This window comes from Pseudomonadota bacterium (assembly GCA_018817425.1).
GTDB lineage: Bacteria > Desulfobacterota > Desulfobacteria > Desulfobacterales > RPRI01 > RPRI01.
Genome location: JAHITX010000034.1, coordinates 76,667 through 96,242 on the forward strand (window position 1 = coordinate 76,667; position 19,576 = coordinate 96,242).

Below are 19,576 nucleotides of genomic sequence, written 5' to 3' on the forward strand. Positions count from 1 at the left end.
TAATGGATTGCAAAGCGGTGCAATAGTGGAATAGAAAGTTTTGGTTATTCTATGAGCATGCCAAATACAAGATCACTATAGTTTTCATATATTAAATCAATAAGATATCTCTGTTTTTGCAATCCATAATATAAAAAATATTACAAGATATGAAATGATTAAATATTTTTTAAGTTATTGCCGATATTCTTATACAAGAAAACGACTATAGTAAGCTGCAATTTGAAATTGACTCATTATTGAACACTATAAGCGTTTGCAACAGTAATAGCCGGATTATATTGTTATTTTATTAATAACTTAATCATTTCATGCTTATCAGGCTATTAAATATGAAGAGGCTTTAAAATGGATAACCCTGTAAAAAAAGTTACGGTTTTTCAATATGCAGTCATTGTTTTTTTAGTTGTGGGCGGATTTTTTTTCGCTTTAAAGGATTTTGAAACCCATAACAGCAGAGATAACAATAATTTATCTGAGAACAAGCCGGTTATAAATTTCAGCGGCTCTATTGTGCCAATTCCCCTCAATATAGAACTTGATGCCAGAAAAGTCGCCCTTGGCGACAAGCTTTACCATGATAAACGCCTTTCCAAAGATGATTCAATATCTTGTGCATCATGTCATGATCTTGCAAAAGGCGGAACCGACCAGGTAAAATATTCAACAGGTATCAAAAATGCTGTTGGTGGGATCAATTCCCCAACGACTTTTAACAGCGGCTTTAATTTCGTTCAATTCTGGGATGGCAGAGCGCAAGACTTAGCAGAACAGGCTCCCGGACCTGTTCATAATCCAATTGAAATGGGGAGCAATTGGGCAGAAGTAATCACAAAATTGAAAAAAGACTCGCAGTATATAAAGGCTTTTGCCGAAATCTACCCTGATAATATTAAACCCGAAAATATAGCCGATGCTATAGCTGTTTTTGAAATGTCTCTTATTACCCCAAATTCACGCTTTGACAATTTCTTGCGTGGTGATTCCGGTGCTTTGAACGAGCAGGAAAAAGAAGGTTACAGAATATTTAAGGAGTATGGTTGTATAAGCTGTCATCAGGGTATAAATATTGGCGGAAATATGTATCAGACAATAGGAATCATGGAAGACTATTTTCAGCATCGTCCTCTTACAGATGCAGATCTCGGCCGTTTCAATATCACCAAACTTGAATATAACAAATACCAGTTTAAAGTACCAAGCCTGCGCAATATCGCTGTAACCTTTCCCTATCTTCATGACGGCTCTGCCGAAACCATGGAAGAGGTGCTTAGCATAATGTGGAACAGCCAACTGGGACGTTCGCTGACCCAGGAGGAAAACGAGCATATTCTTCTATTTCTAAATACGTTAACAGGAGAATATAAGGGAAATTTTCTTGATGCTAGCATGCTTGCCCCTGTTTCGATTGCATGGGAGGATAAGAATAAAGTGTTGAAAGCAATTCAAACAAATAAACAGAGGTCATCATGAGTGTTTCAATAATCCGCAATTTTATTATAGGAATCATCATTGTTATCTGTCTGGGGTATCTTTTCCAGCAGTCTAAAATGGTGGATATCAATGAGCACGACAGATACATAAATATTCTTCGAAAACTTCAACAGCTTGATGTTGCATTAAACGAAAATATTCTCAAGGCACGTTATGTTTATATGATTAATTATGACCCTCTTGTGGAAAATATTAATCGCTTGAAAAAAACAAGCCAACTGCTTTCAGATATCCCTTCTTTTGTCAGTAAAGACAAACAGGACAAAATCAGAATCCTTAATGGCGGTTACATAAAGCTGTTAGCCGAAAAAGAAACGGCAAATGAACGATTCAAATCGGAAAATTCAATTTTACGCAATTCGCTTAGCTTTTTTCCAATTGCTGCAACTGAATTAGCCGCAAAAGTCAGCACCTATGATACTGATCTTGCCATGCATCTACAGGACCTTGTTCGTGATATTCTTATCTATAATATCTATTCACACGAAGAGATGCTCTCGCATGTTACTCTGAATATAAAAAAACTAAGAAATAATATTGATTCTTATAAAAACTTTGTTGAGCCCAAAGATCTGGAGAGAATTATACGTCATGGCGATACAATACTGAAATATAAATCAGGCATGGACCAGGAGGGTAAGAATATCCTGGAATTGCCGACAAAACAGCAGCTTGAAATGATCTACATCACCTATTACGATGAGTATATCAGGTCATTAAGTGCAGCAAACAATTACAGATTAGTTCTGTATCTGGCAACAATCCTTCTGGTTGCTGCTATTGCACATACATTCATAAGGCTGTCAAATACCAAAACCGCCCTTTTGGTTGCCAATGCTACCCTGGAAAAACGTGTAGAAGAACGTACAGCTAAACTCAATGCAGCAAATGCCTCTCTTACGGAACAAAAAAAGCAGCTATCTGACTATATTGACGAAATACGCGCTGCTCATAAAGAAATGCAGAGGATTGCCATTACTGATGAATTGACCAATCTTTTCACACGGAGATTCCTTTTTGAGTGGATGCAAAAGGAAGTGGAAAGCATGTCTCGCAATCCGGGCAAATGTTGCTGTCTTTTAATCGATATTGACCTTTTTAAAAGCATCAACGATACATACGGTCATCAGGAAGGTGATAAGGCTCTTGTGGCAGTTGCCGAAGCCATCAAAAGAGTTGTCAGGCAGGCCGATATTGTTGGACGCTATGGTGGAGAGGAATTTCTTGTTCTGCTTCCCAATACAGGATTGAAAGATGCTCATGCTATTGCGGAAAAAATAAGAAAGCAGATTGAACATGAGGTGAAAGCACCCCGGCAGATAACCGCCAGCATAGGTGTTGGGGGTTGCTACAGCACAGATGAGACCAGAGGATACCATAACACATCCGAGGCAATCACACTCGTTTTGGGAATAGCAGACCATAGCCTGTACAAAGCAAAAGGAGAAGGTAGAAATTGTGTTGTTGTGGAGAAGAAACCTATCTATTTATCCCCTAAGAAACTCTTAAAGTGTGCTTAGGTGTTTTGGCTTCAAGAACCCGGATAATAGCTTGCTTGCACATATAGCTAAAGTTGCAAACAGCGTTAAAAAGTTTGCAATTAAGGCTTAAAATAAAATATTTCTGCCAGCTTATAGATATAGCTATCTATTTTTATTGTAATATATTTCTTATCTAATCTTTGGAATCCCATGAAATCAATAATTTTTATCCGACCAACTTAAAAATGTATTGAATTTTTGAAAATAGCGTATAAAATTCAACTTATTTAAAAGGCCAAAATACCATATATTGTATTCATATATATCATAATACACTTTCTGTTGCGTTTTTTCTTTACATTGGGGTTAATTTTTGTTAGAGTCCATTTCGATGAAATATCAATCTGTGAGTTGTTTCTACATAAGCATTCGTATTAAGAAAAGGTTTTATTACAGCATTATTAACCATTCAGTACGGAGGCATGCCTTTATATGAAACTTAAATCGCTTGAGATAAGCGGATTTAAATCCTTTATAGACAAAGCCAATATTGAGTTTCCTGCCGGTGTATGTGCAATTGTCGGCCCCAATGGATGCGGCAAAAGTAATATTGTTGATGCACTCAAATGGGTTATGGGCGAGCAGAGCGTTAAACAGCTGCGTGGAAAATCCATGGAAGACGTAATATTTGCGGGTGCAAACGGAAAGCCGCAGTTAAACATGGCTGAAGTAAGTCTGACGCTTGCAAATGATAATGGCTCAGCCCCTGAAGAACTCAAAGATTTTGCTGAAATTATGCTGACAAGACGTCTTTACCGTTCGGGTGAGAGCGAATATTATCTAAATAAGAGACCCTGCCGCCTTAAAGACATCCATAATATTTTCTTAGGCAGCGGGCTTGGCCCAAGATCATATGCTGTAATACAGCAGGGAAATATTGGCGCAATTATTGACGCGGGCCCTCAGGAAAGAAGAGTTTTTATAGAAGAAGCCGCTGGAGTTACCCGCTATAACAGCAGAAAAAATGAAGCTTTGCGAAAAGTGGAAGCTACAAACCAGAACCTTTTGCGCGTAACGGATATTATTTCCGAAATTAACCGGCAGATGTCGGTATTAAAACGTCAGGCAAGAAAGGCCGAAATCTACAAGAATCTGCAGGATCGGATTAAAAAACTCGATACTCATATTACGATTTATTATTTTGATGAATATACGAGATTGATTGATGAAACAGATAAAATTCTGGAAAACTTGAGGGATGCCGATTCAGGCCATATATCCAAACTGCAACAACTGGATGCGATTGTAGAAGACATAAAATTTAAATTAAGCCAAAAAAATCAGGAAATCTCAGAGCAAAAATCAAGTGTATTTGAAATTCAGCGCAATACGGACAGGCTTGAAAACGATCTGCTGCACCTTCGCGATAATGAGAAAAGACTTATTACGGAAGTTTCAGAACTCGAATCCGCCCGCACGGTACTTGTTGAAAGAAACGAAAAAATACTTTCCGAAATATCTAATGTTGAATCTCAAACAGTTTCTGTTAAAGATGAAATAACCAATACCTATGACAAGCTGGAAGCAGAACGTGATGCTTCTTTAAACAGCAGAAACCGTTTGGCAGAGCTTACCCGTGAACTTGATGCCTGCAAAACGAATTTGATGAATCTTATCGCTCACGAAGCAAGATATAAGAACATTTATCAAAATGCTTCAACCAATAAAGAAAATTTAAAAAGGCGGCTTAAAAGAGCAGATGAAGAATATGCCCTTGCAACAAAAAATGTATCCGAGATATCGGCCACTGAATCAAAAGCTAAAGAAGATCTTGAATTATACAGGCAAAAAATTGATGAAATTGTAGAAGAAGAATCCGGAATTAAACAACAGCTGGAAGAAAAAAGCAAATTGCTTGGCGCAAAGATAAAAACCGTTCAGAATCTTGACATGGAAAGAAACAAGTTAAGATCCGCTTATACAACTTTAAAGAAGATGGAAGATAATTTCGAGTGGTATAAAGACGGTGTTAAGGCAATAATGACACATTGTCGTGGTGGTGAAGGACTTGAAAGCACTGTGCCGGGTGTTGTAACTGAACTTATGGCCGACATCATAGAGCCGGAGCCATCTTATGAAACCGCAGTGGAAGCAGCACTGGGAGAATATCTTCAATATGTAGTAGTAGAAGACCAGAACACGTGCCGGTCTCATATCGAATACCTTCAGGAAAACAGAGCCGGACGGAGCGGGTTTGTTCCTGTTTCATCCATAAAACAACTGCAATGTGAGCATTACAAAAAACCTGATTCTTCAAAACTTTTGTTAAACCATGTTTTTGTTAAACCGGGTTTTGAAAAAACGGTTGAAACTCTTCTCGGTCATGTTGTTGTTGCGCAAGATATCAATGAAGCTCTCCATATTTTTAACAGTAACGGTGCTTTTCAGGCAGTAGTTACAAAAAATGGTGAGATGATTTCACACAATGGAACGGTAGCAGGCGGAAGCAGCGACAGTTTTTCAGGAATACTTGCCAAGAAAAATGAGATCAAAGAACTGGAAAAACAGATATCCGGTATTGAGCACAATATTGAAGAAGCCCGCGTTGTACAAAAAGCCCTTGAATCAGAATTGAAATCTGCGGAAATTGCCATGCAGAAATTAAAAGAGCGCGAGCACAGGGCCAGGCAGGACGAGAACGAAGCCGAAAAATTTCTTTATAAGACCTCCGAAGAATTAAAACACGCAAAACGCCATTATGAAATTGTTCAGCTTGAACAAGAACAGTTAATGGGTGAAGAAAGCGATATTGATGAAGAAATTAAAAAGTACAATGAGGCGCTGTTAAAAGTTGAAAATGAAGTGTCCCATGCCCGTGAAGAAGTAAACATGATTTCAGGAAAGATAGAAACTGCATCAGCCGAACTTGCTGACTATGATAAAAAAATTGTAGATCTGAAGCTAAATCTTACCTCTTTAAATGCCAAATTTGAAAATGGTAATAACTCATTAAACCGCCTTAAAGAGTTTCATCATGACGGAATCAGGCAGATGGAGACAGCAGAGCGCGATATAGTAGAAAAAGCCAATAAGATAGAAACATCAAAACAAAAGATAGCAGAAAACGAAAACACTCTTTCCGGAATGTACGAAAAGGCTCAGATTTTAGGCAAGGCACTTAAAAACAACGAAGATGATTATAATACCATTGATGTCCGGCAGAAAGAACACGATGAACTTATTACAAGTGTTAAAAATGAGCGGGAACAGACTTTGGAAAAACTGCGGCTGCTTGAAAACGAACAGTCTCAAAGGCGGATACAGACTGAGAATATCGCAAAAAGATTTGAAGATCGCTATCAGATTATTCTTTATGAAGCAAGAACGGATTGTGAATCTTTAGAAGATATTTCTTCTTCCACAGTCAAAGAAATGGAAGAAGAACTTGAGCAAAACAAGAGAAAATCCGGGGATTTTACCGATGTTAATCTCGGTGCAATAAAAGAGTACGAAGAACTTGAAGAGCGGTTTAATTTTCTAAACAAACAGCGTGAAGACCTTGTAAAAGCTATTGAGGACCTTCATAAGGTTATTAAAAAAATAAACAAAATATCGCAGGAGCGGTTTTTGGAAACGTTTAATGAAGTTAATAAAAAAATAGGAGAGGTTTTCCCCAGTCTTTTTGAAGGAGGCAGTGCAAGCCTTATTCTCACAGAACCTGATAAACCATTGGAAACCGGAGTTGAATACATGATACATCCGCCCGGCAAAAAGCTTACCAGAATGAGCCTGATGTCAGGCGGGGAAAAAGCTCTTTCCGCCATAGCTTTTATATTTGCTATATTTCTTCTTAAACCGGCTTCATTTTGTATTATGGACGAAATTGACGCTCCTCTTGATGAATCAAATGTTTATCGATTTAATAACCTTCTTAAGATTATCGGCGAAAAATCACAGATAGTAATGATAACTCACAATAAAAGAAGTATGGAGTTTGCTGACATGCTCTTTGGCATAACTATGGAGCATATGGGCGTTTCCAAGATTGTTTCGGTTAATCTTGAAAGACGGGATGCAATTATAAATCAGAATTAATGGTTTTTTAAAGGGCGGTTGGCAATATGAAATTGGGCTGGTTTGGCAGGAAAAAAGAAAAAAATATACCTGAAAAAGAAATTATAAAAGAAACAGCAGATGAACCAAAGAAGGAGAGTGCAGGTTCACAAGAGCCTCAAAAGGGCGGTATTTTTAAACGTCTTAAGGAGCGGCTTTCAAAAACCCGTCATAAAATAACCGACGGGATTACAAATATATTTTCAGGCAAAAAAAGTATAGACGATGATATGTTAGAAGAGCTTGAAGAACTTCTGATAACATCCGATATAGGTGTCCAGACGGCAACCGACCTTATTAACAGCATATCAAAAAAGGCCTCTTCAATATCTTCACCTGAGCAATTAAATGAGATCCTCAAGCAGGAAATACTTGCTTTAATAAATAACGGGATTAAAGATCCGCAAACAATAACAGCCAAACCGCTTGTGATTATGGTGGTAGGAGTAAATGGAGTAGGAAAAACCACAACCATTGGAAAACTCGCTTCAAAATATGCGGCTATTGGCAAAAAGGTGCTTATTGTAGCGGCAGACACCTTTCGTGCGGCAGCTGTTGAGCAGCTCACAATCTGGGCCGAAAGGGCGGGATCTGAAATAGTAAAGCAAATGCATAATGCCGATCCTGCTGCAGTAGCATATGACGGTGTTGAAGCGGCTTTGGCAAGAAACATGGATGTTGTTATTATAGACACCGCCGGAAGGCTTCATACAAAGATAAATCTTATGGAAGAGCTGAAAAAAATCAAACGGTCGGTTTCAAAAAAAATGCCGGGTGCTCCGCATGAAATACTACTTGTGCTTGATGCTACAACCGGTCAGAATGCTTTATCCCAGGCAAAGCTTTTTAATGAAGCAATTGGAGTAACGGGTATTGCGCTTACAAAACTTGATGGAACGGCCAAAGGAGGAATTGTGATTAGCATATGTAATTCCTTTCAATTACCGATCCAATATATAGGAATAGGCGAAAGCATCGATGACTTGCAGGCTTTTGATCCCCAAAATTTTGTTAATGCTCTGTTTTGATTCTATAGGTTATCCCAGCGCCCCTTTCCGCAACTTGATGTCGGGGTTTAGCAAGTAATGTAAATGCCGGTCAAACACACTTTAATGGCGTTTTATATAAAAAAAGTGCGCAGCATGCTGTTTTTACTTGACATCAAATTTATGCTGCTGTATTTGCTAGATGGGTAAGGATTTTCCATATTAACCAATCACAAAAAGGGGGGGTAACGTACTATGACAAAAGCAGAATTAGTGGACAAGGCAGCAGAAGATGCCGGAATTACCAAAACAGCGGCAGCAGCTACGCTCAACTCAATCATGGACAGTATTGCAAAAACTCTTAAGAAAAAAGACGGCAAAGTTACTCTAGTTGGTTTTGGTACTTTTACAAAAGTCCGCAGGAAAGCCCGCAAAGGCCGTAATCCTCAAACAGGTGAACCTATTAAAATCAAAGCTTGTACAGTTGTTAAGTTTCGGCCCGGCAAGAAGCTCAGAGAATAAACTCCGCTTTTAAGCGGCTTGTTTTTGTTAATTGCAAATTATTGAAACAGGCCGCTTTTTTTTATCTGTAAATTATATCAAACCCTCTGAATTCACCATTATAATCTTCTTCTCTCATATCAACACGGCTAACCTTTGAAAGGGAGGGGCCTTTTTCGCACCATCTTACTACAGATTCTACAGCTTTCTTTTCTCCTTCAAAAACAGCCTCAACAGTACCATCTTTGTTGTTTTTTACCCATCCTGAAACATTAAAACTGTCTGCAACCCTTTTGGTTTCCATCCTGAAACAAACACCCTGAACTCTTCCTGAGATCATGACCCTGATACAGATTTTATCTGTCATATTTATCATCCTCCGTAAGACGCCGGTTATTAACCAGAGCCAGTTTAATGTTTATTTAAAAAGGTCTTTCATCCGGTCTGCTTCTTCCGGTGCGGCAAAAACAGGATGGCCTGAGAGTATTCCGGTAACATTGCTGAACGCCTTGCCGATGTGCATACCTTCGCCGTCAATGTTAAACTCCCTGATATCCTTGTTGTGCATGGAGCCCCGCATCTTGAGCACCGTGATCCCCCGGCGCATTTCTCCGAACATCTCCACGTACCGCAGGAGGATGATGGTGTCGGTAATGGTGGAAATGTGCGCCTCCGTAACCGATGTTCCTCCCATGAGTTCGCCGGTGGTGGATGTGAAGAGTCCCGCAACCTCCTGATGCTTGATGAAGGATGTGAGGGCGATAACAAATTCCCGGAACCCCTTTACGGTAGAAACGCGCTCCAGTGCAGAGAGCGAGTCCACGATTACCCGGTGGGGTTTGAAGTCACGGATGATGCTCTTGATGAGAATCAGATGATCCTCCAGTCCTTCCGCTTCCGGATACCGGCATACCACCTTGAGAGTTTCGTCTTTTTCCATTTGTTCAAAGTCTATTCCCCAGCCGGTGGCGTTGCGGAAAAGCTGCTGACGGCTTTCCTCAAAGGCCAATATAAGTGCCTTCTGGTTGTTATTCGCGGCTTCCGCCGCAAACCCGGCGGAGAGCATGGTCTTGCCGCAGCCAGTGGCGCCGGATACCAGGATGACGGAGTCGCGGAAAAACCCGCCGCCGCACATCTTGTCTATATCGATATTTCCGGAGCTGATGCGGACGGTGGAAGAGCGCTGTTTCAGTTCAATTCCCGACAGCGGTATGGCAACAATGCCGACGTTCTTGATCACTGTAAAGGGATACTCCCCCTTCTGGTGGCTGGTGCCGCGGAATTTGAGAATCTCCATGGTACGGCGGCGTTTTTCCGACTCAAGAACATTGCGCAGGATAATCACGTTGTCGGCGACAAACTCTTCGATGCCGAACCGCGCGATATCTCCGTATTCCTGGGTGCGCTCGGCTGTGATGATGGCGGTTACACCCATCTGTTTCACTGCAGCGGCAATTTTGAAGAGTTCATTTCTCACAAGTCCAGGTTCCGTGAACCTTCCGAAGATCGACCCGAGGGAATCCATGCTGATCCGCCGGGCACCGATCTTTTGCACCGCATATTCGATGCGGGCCAGCAGTGCCCCGAGGTCGTATTCTCCGGCAATGATATGGTCTTCTCCCACTACAGGAGAGGCATCCACAAAGGCCCATTTTCCTTCCTGCTCCCACCTGTCAACATCCCAGCCCAACGAGATCACGTTCTTGCGGATATCCACGGGCGGCTCCTCGAAGGTGACAAAAACGCCCGGCTCATCTTTTTTGATGATCCCTTCGGAAAGAAACTGGACTGCAAATACTGTCTTGGCGCTTCCTGAGGTGCCGGCAATCAGTGTGGTCCGACCTTTCGGAAGCCCGCCCTCACTGATCATGTCGAATCCTTCAATGCCCGTCTCGATTTTTTCTATGCCAATTCCGGCTTCGATCTCATTCATCGTTTATCTCCTTTTTTTGTGTTGTCCCTGGCAGGCAAAAGGTCGAGTCCGAGGAGGACCTTCTCCGAATCGGATAGGTCGCCGATGATCCGCTTGAGGGGTGGCGGCAGGTCTTTGATCAAGGTCGGTGTGGCGAGAATCTTTTCATCCTCTGCAAGTTGGGGACTCTCCAGAACATCTATGATCGAGAGTTCATAGAGACCGTCCAGCTCCTTTTCGCAAATTTCTTTCAGGTTCGCGATGGCGCGCTCCGATTTTGGCGTTTTTCCGGTTATGTACAACCGTAACTTGAACTTATTCATTTTCTTCCTCCTTCGTTAGTAAATAGTGAAGCGTATCTCGTGAAGCGTTGTTCGTGAAGCGTATCTCGTATCTCGTGAAGCGTATCTCGTATCTCGTGAAGCGTATCTCGTAGTTTGTCTTTCCCCGCTTCACGCTTCACGAATGACGCTTCACGTTTCTTCCCGCTTCCCGCTTCACGCTTCACGAATAACGCTTCACGTTTCTTCCCGCTTCCCGCTTCCCGCTTCACGAATAACGCTTCACGTTTTTCCCCGCTTCACGCTTCACGAATGACGCTTCACGTTTTCACCCGCTTCACGTTTTTTCCGTTTTTTGCCCTGCGCCCTGCGCACGGTTGCGATAGAACGACGCCAGATATCCCATCAGCTCCAGAACCATGATCCATCCTTCTCCGCTGTATGCCTTCTTTTTTTCTATGGTTGGGGCTGCCCGGCTTTTCTTCTTCAGCGCGGTCGTGTGGATATCAACAACATCACGTGGCCCGGCCCTGTGAAAACCGAGCGTTTCGGCCATAGTGCTAAGGCGCCCTGATATATCGTGCTTAACCCTGTAGGCCTGCTGCTCTAACGCAAGCTCCATCAGCTCTGCATAATTTTCCGTAAGCTTACGGAAAGTATCGGGGAACCCGTCCTGCAAGCTCACCACGCCGTACATCCGGGCTGTTACGCCGGTTGGGGGAGGGGAGGAAAGGCCGGCCAGGGAACGCAATTCCGTCTCCAGCCGCTCTACGCGCGCCGCGTTCTCCCGTGCCTGTTGGGTCAGTTCTTCCGCCAATTTACGTTCCGTCAGATCTTCCACTATTTCGACAAAACCCACGTTTCGGCCGTTTTTGTCGGTTGTCAGGGTAAAGAGTACCCGGGCCGGAAACATAGATCCATCTTTGCGGATCTTTTCCGCCTCACAGGCAACCCGTCCCTTTTCGAGAAGTTCGGAAACAACCATTTGAAAGCGGCCTTTTGCGATAAATTCTGCCGGGAAAAAGCTTTCTATATTTTTTTTGCCGATGACCTCGTCGGGTGCATAACCGTATATCTGATGCGCCCCTTCATTGTAGGCAATGATGTTGCCGTCGAAATCCGAGGCAATGATCGCATACCCGATGAGGCTGTCAAAGACGGCGGATACAAAATCGGTATTTTCCCGAAGATACTTTATCCTGTCATGAATAAGATCATTTTTGAAAGTATTTTTTTTATTCATTAATCCCTTTGTTGTCATTTTCCTGATATACCACAATTCTGTTCCTGCCTTGCTCCTTTGCCTGATAAAGAGCTGTGTCAGCCCTTTTTATCAGTTCAGCTTGAGATTGCTCCCAAAAGCTGTTGTCTAAAGCAGCAATACCAATACTGCCGGTTATCTTGAATTTATAGTCATCATATTCAAATTCATGCACGGATAGTTTCTTTATAAACCGTTTTGAAAGTTGTACTGCATTGTCCATATTGGTATTGGTTAAAATAATGGCAAACTCCTCTCCGCCATATCGGCAGGCTACATCACTTCCCCGGATGCAATCTTTCAATATTTTTCCTATCTCGGACAAAACCTTGTCTCCGGCAGAATGTCCATATGTATCGTTTATGTTTTTGAAATGATCGAGATCGACTATGCATAACGCAAGGGCCTCATGATACCTTTTTGATCTTTCTGTTTCACGCTCCAGTACCTCACCAAAATAGCGCCGGTTATAAAGGCCTGTAAGTTCATCGTGAGTTGACATTTCAGCTATCTTTTTCATAGCTTCCCTAACATCTCTTTGCAGACGGTGCTTCTCCATGGTATTTGTTATGCTTCTGAAGAAGGATTTTTCGCTGAGCAGGTGTTTCGGAATATAATCGTAAGCGCCTTCCTGGATCATTTGTGAGGCAATAACCTCACTTCCCTGTCCCGTCAGAACAATCACGGGAATTTTTATACCTTCCCGCTTAACCATCCTCAGAAAGTCAAGACCGGTGCCGTCTGCAAACATATAATCTAAAAAAATAACATCAAAGTGAGTTTTTTTAACTGCCTGTAATGCATCACCGACATTGTCTATCCATGTCACGACAATGTCACCCCGATTCTTTACTATGGATGAGATTTTTTCAAAATCATTTTGCGTGTCCTCTACGGAGAGGATATTGAGCTTCTGGTCAAGGTTTATAATGGGATCTCCGGAAACATTCGGGCGTTTTTCATTACTCCGAAAGGACTGTATGTTTTTTACGATATTCGCAATTTCGTGCCCGGCATTTTCAATTCTGTTGATATCGACATCAAGTTCTTTCGGATATGCTTTTTTCAGCTTCAAAATCTCTATGCCTGTCAGAATGGCCATCAGTGGCTGGTTCAACTCATGCGCCGTAGCACCCGATAATTGGAGTAATAATTTGAGCCGTTCCTCTTCAATAACCGATTTCTGTTGATTACGGATCATCTGGTTTGCTTTCTTTAGCTCCGCCACACTCGATTCAAGCTCGTTTTTTGTCTTATTAAGGTTTACCTCCATGCTTTTTCTTTCCGTTATATCTATCATAACACCCACAAGGCCATCTACATTTCCACGATTTTTTGTAAAGGTTGCCATATTGAGCAAGACATCGTGTAAGGTTCCGTCCGCATATTGCACCTGTGTTTCATAAAACTGGACACCAGGATTCTCAAACAGCTTTTGATCCATCTTATTAATTCGCTCGGCCGACTCTCCCGGTGCCACGTCATAAATTGTTTTCCCGATGATAGCATCTTTGGATAAACCAAGACTGGATTCGAAGGCCTTGTTGCACCCGGTATATTCCCCTTTGGTATTCTTATAGAAAATAGGGTTGGGAATGGTATCTATTAGTGTTTCAAGAAAAGCAAAATAGTCCAGCAGGATATTTTCCGTATTCTTCGAGTCAATAATCTTATGGATTGAGTTAAGAAAAAGATATTCCGTTAATTCTCCCTTTACCATATAATCGGAAGCGCAGTTTTTCAATGCATCCACCGCAATTGCTTCGTTGCCCTGACCGGTAAGAAAGATACTTGGAATCCGTCGCAGCTGATCATGCTCTGATAGTGTTTTTAAAAACTCTATACCATCCATATCAGGCAACCTGTAATCAATAAGGATGCAATTAAACTGTTCTGAGTGTAATAGTTTCAGCGCCTCTTCGCCGTTATCGGACTCCTTTATAAGATATTCATAGGCGGTGTCTTTTATGAGAAATCTTTTATATAACTCCCGGTCCTCATGGCTGTCTTCTACGATTAACATACTAAGCTGTGTCTTTTGCATCTTTTCTATTCTCCCTTAGGAAGTATAACTATCTCAAACCAGTAATCTGTAAGCTGCTGGATTGATTTAATAAAGTTATCTAAATTTAGCGGCTTGCATATATAGCTATTCGCACCGTCTTCGTAGCAGCGATCAATATCTCTTTCATCATTTGAGGTGGTTAACACAACAACCGGTATTTTCTTGAGATAGTCGTGCGATTTGATATCTTTTAACACATCGCGCCCGTCGCTGCCGGGCAAGTTGAGATCAAGCAGGATTAGGCCAGGTATGGGAAATTTACTTTGATCTGTGTATGGACCGCGTCTGTGCAGGTAATCAAGGGCATCGTCTCCGCTTTCACATCGGATTATCGGGTTGGAAAGGCCTGCTTTTCTAAACGCCCTGATGGTGGCTTCGTAGTCCTCATGACTGTCTTCTACAATCAGAATGGGTTGGTTCACTTTTAAATTCATTCATCATCTCCATGTAAGGTAAAATAGAACGTAGTCCCTTCACCGAAGGTCGATTCGGCCCATAACCTTCCATGGTGGAGTTCTATAATTTTCTTGACGATAGTCAATCCGATACCCGTACCCCCGCCGTATTTATCTTTTGCGTGAAGCCTCTTGAATATGGTGAAAATCTTATCCAAATGATTTTCTTTGATACCGATTCCGTTATCTTTCACATAGAAAATCCGATGGGAATTATCTTTCAATTTAACGGATTGTTTATGCCTTGCTTCTATTGGAGCCGACGATTGGGTTATATAACCTACTTCTATAATCTGTTTGGGTTTATCATTATATTTTAAGGCGTTTGTAATAAGATTTGAAAAAACTGCATAGATCCGGACGCGGTCACACAAAACTTCAGGCAGAGGCCGGGGGACAAGGATGTTGATGTCGCCATCCTGGAAGGCGGCCCTCACCGATTCGATTGTATGAGCAATAACAGTATTGAGATCAACATTTTCAACGGCCAATTCAACCCTTCCGACACGTGAATATTCAAGAAGCGACTGAATGAGTTTTTCCTGATGGTTGGAAAGTCGTATCAGAGTTTCCAGCTTTGACCGGCCATCGGCATCAAGTTTGTCTCCATAATCTTCCATAAGAAACGAGCAGTAATTTATGATGCCACGGAGCGGCTCCCGTAAGTCATGGGATGCAATATAGGCAAAGTCATCAAGCTCTTTGTTGCTTTTTGCCAGTTCTATATTTTTTAGCTCAAGCTCATCTTCCGCATTTTTTAAAGCAGTAATATCGATAGAACAACCAATAATACCTGTAATACCATCCTTAGCATTCCTGTAAGGTATCTTGTCGGTTTTGACCCAGATGGTTCCGTAAGGTGTTTGCATGGGCTCTATTATGTCTCTTTTCGCAACTCCGGCAGCCATAACTTCCTTGTCGTCGCTCCAGTACTTTTCTGCCAGGTCAGGAAAAAGCTCGAAGCAAGTTTTACCTTCCATCTGTTCTACCGTCATTGCTGAAGCTTTTGCTAATGCCCGGTTTATCCGGACAAACCTGTTTTCGGTGTTTTTGTAAAAGATCATTGCAGGAATAGCATCAAGAAGAATTTGCTGTTCTTCCTGCTTTTGCCTCAACAACATTTCTGCGTTTTTGAGGGCGGTTATATCATGAAACATGGCAAGATATGCTTTTTCCCCATCCCACTCTATATCCGCAATACGCATTTCAGCTAAAACATTCTCATATGAGGCCGGCCTGACGATGTCGGTTTCTTTCCACTCTCCTAAAATGGTGGGGAATCCAAAACAAGATCCCAACAGTTCTTCTTTTGGGCGTGCAAACAAGGTCTCTGCGGCCGGATTAACAAAATGGATTACCCCATCCCCGTCCACGATCATTATACTGTCGGTATTGGTTTCGATAATCCGGCGCAATTTATCTTCTCCGGCTTTTATACTGTTTTCTGCATGTTTTTGGGCAGTCAGATCCTGTACAATTTCAACAAAACCTGCAATTTGATCACTCTTGTCTTTTGCCAGGGTAAAGAGGCTATGAGAAGGAAACCTGCTGCCGTCCTTCTTAACTTTCTCGCCTTCATAAGAAAAACTACCATTTCCGATAAGCTCGGAAATAATATGTTCCAGTTCTCCTTCTTTGATAAATTCTTCCGGTAAGAATATCTCAATGTTTTCCTTACCTACTACTTCTTCAGGGGCGTAACCGTAAATTTGGTGAGCTCCTTCGTTATATGTAATAATATTGCCGTCAAAATCCGCAACAATAATCGCATAACCTATGAGGTTGTCAAAGATGGAGGATACAAAATCGGTGTTTTCCCGGAGATACTGGATTCTCTCCTGCATAAGACCATTTTTATGAGTAGTTTTTTCATCCATTATCGATGATCTCCCTAACCACCCCTTCGATTGTCCTGACCACTACCCGGCCTGAATCTATATGAAAATCAACACTTCTTCCCTGGCTGCCGCCCGTATCCTCACCAATGACGGATATCTTTTCTCTTTTCAAAAGATTCTTGATACTCATAATGTTTCTCGCACCCATGCCGTTTACGGTTGGTTCTCCGTCTGAAAACATTCTGGCCCCGCCGGTAATCATTGCGTAAATATTAGACGATAAAGCCCCCATACACGTCATTTCCTTAAAAAGAGCCTTAAGGGCGGTATCGGCGTAGAGGTAAGGAGGCTTATCCGGGTGGGCAATCATTTTCCCCCACTGTTTTTCTTCATTATCGCGGTAGCACTGCCCGTATTCACATGACGATTGAACAGGCGAGCTGGGCAGCAGGATGTGCGCCAGTCCTCCGATACGTGACCCCGGGTCATAGAGCATCAATACTACGCAGGAACCCAGCCCTACAGAAGTAATAACCGCCGGTGCCCTTCTGACCGTCCCTTCCCCCATATTGACAATAATACGTTTATCCACGGGCGATTATCTGTGCCTCCCTGATAGAATCAGTAAGGATTTTCAGCGAATTGGCATCGGGAATCATGATTAAATAAGTATCAATCGCCTCATCCTGTTCAGCCGCTAAAAATTTGTTGACTATAATAATCAGCAACTCGTTTTTAGCGCTCATTATTGCAATGGTTTCATCCAGAACGGCTTGTGCCATATCGGTTGCGGCAACCGGAATGGTATGGTAGATGTTCAGTCGGCAGAAATCATGGATTGATGTAAGATATACACCGGCAAGGATATTGCCGATCTCTTCAAAGACCGGTATACCTGACCTGTCGCCGCTCTTTACAGTCAACCCCACTGATAATCCGGCTAAAGTTTCGAGTCTCTTCTGCTGTTTCAAAGGAACAACGAAAAACATCTTTCCCGTGCAGTCGCCAATCATATTCATTTTAACACAGGTTACAGTCTGGGCCGGATCACCAATGACCGAAAAGGCTTTATGGGGTGCAATGGCGTGAATAGCAGGCATGCACATCTCAAACCTGCTTTTGAGGAGCTGCTCCAGGGCAGTGGCGGCGTTGCCGGCTCCGATATTCATCATCTCCTCTATATAATCTATCTGCTCCGGAGAAAGTATATTCTTTGTCATGTTTCAACTCCTCATTTATGTATTAATGTCTCTAAGTCAAATAACCTTGCCATATCGAGGAGGAGGGCAACACTACCGTCCGGCAAAATCGTGCCTCCCGAAAAGCCCCTGAAGGTCTGGGCTATCGTATCAAAGGGTTTAATGATATTCTCCATCTGGTCAATTACGGCATCGACGCCTACAGCAACAAAATCATCTCCCCGGTAGATAATAACAACCACACTGGTATTATCCTGTTCACCGGTGTCTATGTTCAAAAGTTTTTTCAGCCTGATGAATGGAAGGGCTTCATTTCGCAGGATGAATACCTCCCGGTTCCCGACCCTTTTGATATTTTCCTTATTGACTTCCATTGTTTCCAGCACTGCATTGGAGGGCAAGAGAAAAACGTGTTTGCCTACGCCGATCATCAATGTCTGCATGATTGCCTGAGCAATCGGCAGTTTCATGGAAAAGCGCGTACCGGCACCCTTCCTGGTAAATATCTCAACCGTTCCGCCAAGTTTTTCTGCGGCTGTCTTTACGATGTCCAGCCCTACCCCTCTTCCGGAAAGACCCGTTATCTCCGATGCACTGCTGAAGCCAGGCTTAAAAAGCATGGAAAGAATATCTTTTTCCTGCATGTTTCCGGCTTCTTCCAAAGTAATATGGTTTTTTCTTATCGCTATTTCTTTTATTGCTTCCGCATCAATTCCGGACCCATCATCTTCTACTTCGATTACGATGTGATTTTCCGTCTGTTTTGCCGAAAGTTTGATTAGCCCCCGCCTTACTTTATTATGCTGCTCACGCACTTCAGGTGATTCTATTCCATGACCTACGGCATTTCGAAGTAAATGCATCAATGGCTGGCCGATTTCATTGAGAACGCTCTTATCCAGTTCCGTATCGCTGCCCTCGACAAGCATTTCCACCTCTTTTAGTTTCTCCAGGGCAATATCCCTGACCATTTTCGGAAACTTTAAAAAGATTTCCTCAACTGGTACCATGCGTGCGGAAGAGACCTTCTCCTGAAGTTCTGTGATGATGTGGTTTAAGGAGATCATGACGCTCTTCATATCTTTCGTGAGAATATTCGCAACAAGGTTGTTAAGACGGTTGCGGGAAATAATCAGCTCACCGACTAAATTAAAAAGGGCGTCAATAAGGTCTACATGTATTTTAACGGTTTGTATCTTTTCAATTTCAGAGATGGTTTTTTTCTTTATTTCATAAACGGATGCATCCTTTATGACCCCTATCAAGACATTCTTCTCACCTAAATTCACGTCGCTTACAGCCAATTCCATTGGAAAGGTGGTGCCGTCTCTGCGAAGACCTTGTACATGACGTCCTGCGCTTAACCCCAAAGCCTTATCGGTCTTGAGATAATGCTCAATGTAGGCATCGTAATTCTGTTGATAAGTGTCAGGCACCAGCATTCTGACATTCTGCCCAACGACCTCAGAGGAGGGATAAAGAAATATTAGTTCTGCGGCAGTATTAAAAGCTTCAATGATGCCATTTTGATCAATAACAATAATCCCCAGACGTGAAAGCATTTCTTTGGATTCAAGATAGGCCATTTTTTCCCGGATCGTTTCAACCATCTTCTGATTTGTGTCGGATAATTGTATCTTTGCCCCTTTTGCTGCCCGCTCTTTGACAATGACTTCCATCGCATCATTGGCTTCGAAGAGAAAATCCACCGTATCCTTATCAACAGGGATTTCCTGCTTTATGAGACGGGACATGAAATCTTCGCATCGGTGTGCGAAATCGCTGATATCAATGAAATTCAGCATACTGGAAGAACTTTTTAATGTATGGAAATTCCTTAATATATTATCCAGATGATCCTTTCCGGTATAATCTTTTTCAAGGGCAAGAATGGACCTGTTCACCTCCTGAAAAACCTCCTTGGCGTCAAAGAGGTAATCTTCCATAAACATTGCTAAATCAATTTTATCTATGTCTGTCATAACAGGTT

The 19,576-nt window shown here is 42.1% G+C and carries 15 protein-coding genes; 5 read left to right on the forward strand and 10 right to left on the reverse strand.

What is annotated here, in order from left to right; translation table 11 throughout:
* Positions 1 to 348: 348 nt before the first annotated feature.
* The 5 genes from KKC46_07250 (at position 349) to KKC46_07270 (ending at position 8,596) form a co-directional block, all read left to right on the forward strand.
* Positions 349 to 1,473, forward strand: a complete 1,125-nt coding sequence (locus KKC46_07250; protein ID MBU1053610.1) for a cytochrome-c peroxidase — start codon at positions 349 to 351, stop codon at positions 1,471 to 1,473.
* On the forward strand, positions 1,470 to 3,014 hold the full coding sequence (locus tag KKC46_07255; GenBank protein MBU1053611.1) for a diguanylate cyclase: 1,545 nt from the start codon (positions 1,470 to 1,472) through the stop codon (positions 3,012 to 3,014). Before KKC46_07250 ends, KKC46_07255 begins: the two co-directional genes overlap by 4 nt.
* A 453-nt stretch (positions 3,015 to 3,467) precedes the next feature.
* Complete coding sequence (smc, locus tag KKC46_07260) at positions 3,468 to 7,070, forward strand: chromosome segregation protein SMC (protein MBU1053612.1); 3,603 nt, start codon at positions 3,468 to 3,470, stop codon at positions 7,068 to 7,070.
* 26 nt (positions 7,071 to 7,096) lie between these two features.
* Complete coding sequence (gene ftsY, locus KKC46_07265) at positions 7,097 to 8,116, forward strand: signal recognition particle-docking protein FtsY (GenBank protein MBU1053613.1); 1,020 nt, start codon at positions 7,097 to 7,099, stop codon at positions 8,114 to 8,116.
* Positions 8,117 to 8,329: 213 nt separating this feature from the next.
* Positions 8,330 to 8,596 (forward strand): HU family DNA-binding protein, encoded by a 267-nt coding sequence (locus tag KKC46_07270; protein ID MBU1053614.1) that lies wholly within the window; start codon positions 8,330 to 8,332, stop codon positions 8,594 to 8,596.
* Positions 8,597 to 8,657: 61 nt separating this feature from the next.
* On the opposite strand, the gene KKC46_07275 is transcribed toward KKC46_07270, so the two are convergent.
* The 10 genes from KKC46_07275 to KKC46_07320 form a co-directional block, all read right to left on the reverse strand.
* On the reverse strand, positions 8,658 to 8,942 hold the full coding sequence (locus tag KKC46_07275) for an acylphosphatase (GenBank protein ID MBU1053615.1): 285 nt from the start codon (positions 8,940 to 8,942) through the stop codon (positions 8,658 to 8,660).
* A gap of 51 nt (positions 8,943 to 8,993) precedes the next feature.
* Positions 8,994 to 10,508, reverse strand: coding sequence for a circadian clock protein KaiC (kaiC, locus tag KKC46_07280; GenBank protein MBU1053616.1), 1,515 nt, complete (start codon positions 10,506 to 10,508; stop codon positions 8,994 to 8,996).
* The gene (gene kaiB, locus KKC46_07285) at positions 10,505 to 10,810 is read right to left on the reverse strand and encodes a circadian clock protein KaiB (GenBank protein ID MBU1053617.1); all 306 of its coding nucleotides are present in this window, start codon (positions 10,808 to 10,810) and stop codon (positions 10,505 to 10,507) included. Before kaiB ends, kaiC begins: the two co-directional genes overlap by 4 nt.
* Positions 10,811 to 11,105: 295 nt before the next feature.
* Positions 11,106 to 12,029, reverse strand: a complete 924-nt coding sequence (locus tag KKC46_07290) for a PAS domain S-box protein (GenBank protein MBU1053618.1) — start codon at positions 12,027 to 12,029, stop codon at positions 11,106 to 11,108.
* The gene (locus KKC46_07295; protein ID MBU1053619.1) at positions 12,004 to 14,073 is read right to left on the reverse strand and encodes a diguanylate cyclase; all 2,070 of its coding nucleotides are present in this window, start codon (positions 14,071 to 14,073) and stop codon (positions 12,004 to 12,006) included. Before KKC46_07295 ends, KKC46_07290 begins: the two co-directional genes overlap by 26 nt.
* A 5-nt stretch (positions 14,074 to 14,078) precedes the next feature.
* Positions 14,079 to 14,528, reverse strand: a complete 450-nt coding sequence (locus KKC46_07300; protein MBU1053620.1) for a response regulator — start codon at positions 14,526 to 14,528, stop codon at positions 14,079 to 14,081.
* On the reverse strand, positions 14,525 to 16,426 hold the full coding sequence (locus KKC46_07305; protein ID MBU1053621.1) for a PAS domain S-box protein: 1,902 nt from the start codon (positions 16,424 to 16,426) through the stop codon (positions 14,525 to 14,527). The genes KKC46_07300 and KKC46_07305 overlap by 4 nt, the downstream gene beginning before the upstream one ends.
* Entirely contained in the window at positions 16,419 to 16,979 is a 561-nt protein-coding gene (locus tag KKC46_07310; GenBank protein MBU1053622.1) for a chemotaxis protein CheD, read from the reverse strand. The genes KKC46_07305 and KKC46_07310 overlap by 8 nt, the downstream gene beginning before the upstream one ends.
* Positions 16,972 to 17,607: a chemotaxis protein CheC gene (locus tag KKC46_07315; protein ID MBU1053623.1), complete on the reverse strand. Its 636-nt coding sequence runs from the start codon at positions 17,605 to 17,607 to the stop codon at positions 16,972 to 16,974. The genes KKC46_07310 and KKC46_07315 overlap by 8 nt, the downstream gene beginning before the upstream one ends.
* Before the next feature lie 11 nt (positions 17,608 to 17,618).
* Positions 17,619 to 19,568 carry a chemotaxis protein CheA gene (locus tag KKC46_07320; GenBank protein ID MBU1053624.1) on the reverse strand — a complete coding sequence of 650 codons (1,950 nt, stop codon included), beginning with the start codon at positions 19,566 to 19,568 and terminating at the stop codon, positions 17,619 to 17,621.
* Positions 19,569 to 19,576 lie beyond the last annotated feature (8 nt).

What these genes read in the sequence shown, in the direction of transcription:
- KKC46_07250 (MBU1053610.1), top strand. Translation starts at nt 349, where the DNA reads ATGGATAACCCTGTAAAAAAAGTTACGGTTTTTCAATATGCAGTCATT.
- KKC46_07255 (MBU1053611.1), top strand. Translation starts at nt 1,470, where the DNA reads ATGAGTGTTTCAATAATCCGCAATTTTATTATAGGAATCATCATTGTT.
- smc (MBU1053612.1), top strand. Translation starts at nt 3,468, where the DNA reads ATGAAACTTAAATCGCTTGAGATAAGCGGATTTAAATCCTTTATAGAC.
- ftsY (MBU1053613.1), top strand. Translation starts at nt 7,097, where the DNA reads ATGAAATTGGGCTGGTTTGGCAGGAAAAAAGAAAAAAATATACCTGAA.
- KKC46_07270 (MBU1053614.1), top strand. Translation starts at nt 8,330, where the DNA reads ATGACAAAAGCAGAATTAGTGGACAAGGCAGCAGAAGATGCCGGAATT.
- KKC46_07275 (MBU1053615.1), bottom strand. Translation starts at nt 8,942, where the DNA reads ATGACAGATAAAATCTGTATCAGGGTCATGATCTCAGGAAGAGTTCAG.
- kaiC (MBU1053616.1), bottom strand. Translation starts at nt 10,508, where the DNA reads ATGAATGAGATCGAAGCCGGAATTGGCATAGAAAAAATCGAGACGGGC.
- kaiB (MBU1053617.1), bottom strand. Translation starts at nt 10,810, where the DNA reads ATGAATAAGTTCAAGTTACGGTTGTACATAACCGGAAAAACGCCAAAA.
- KKC46_07290 (MBU1053618.1), bottom strand. Translation starts at nt 12,029, where the DNA reads ATGACAACAAAGGGATTAATGAATAAAAAAAATACTTTCAAAAATGAT.
- KKC46_07295 (MBU1053619.1), bottom strand. Translation starts at nt 14,073, where the DNA reads ATGCAAAAGACACAGCTTAGTATGTTAATCGTAGAAGACAGCCATGAG.
- KKC46_07300 (MBU1053620.1), bottom strand. Translation starts at nt 14,528, where the DNA reads ATGAATTTAAAAGTGAACCAACCCATTCTGATTGTAGAAGACAGTCAT.
- KKC46_07305 (MBU1053621.1), bottom strand. Translation starts at nt 16,426, where the DNA reads ATGGATGAAAAAACTACTCATAAAAATGGTCTTATGCAGGAGAGAATC.
- KKC46_07315 (MBU1053623.1), bottom strand. Translation starts at nt 17,607, where the DNA reads ATGACAAAGAATATACTTTCTCCGGAGCAGATAGATTATATAGAGGAG.
- KKC46_07320 (MBU1053624.1), bottom strand. Translation starts at nt 19,568, where the DNA reads ATGACAGACATAGATAAAATTGATTTAGCAATGTTTATGGAAGATTAC.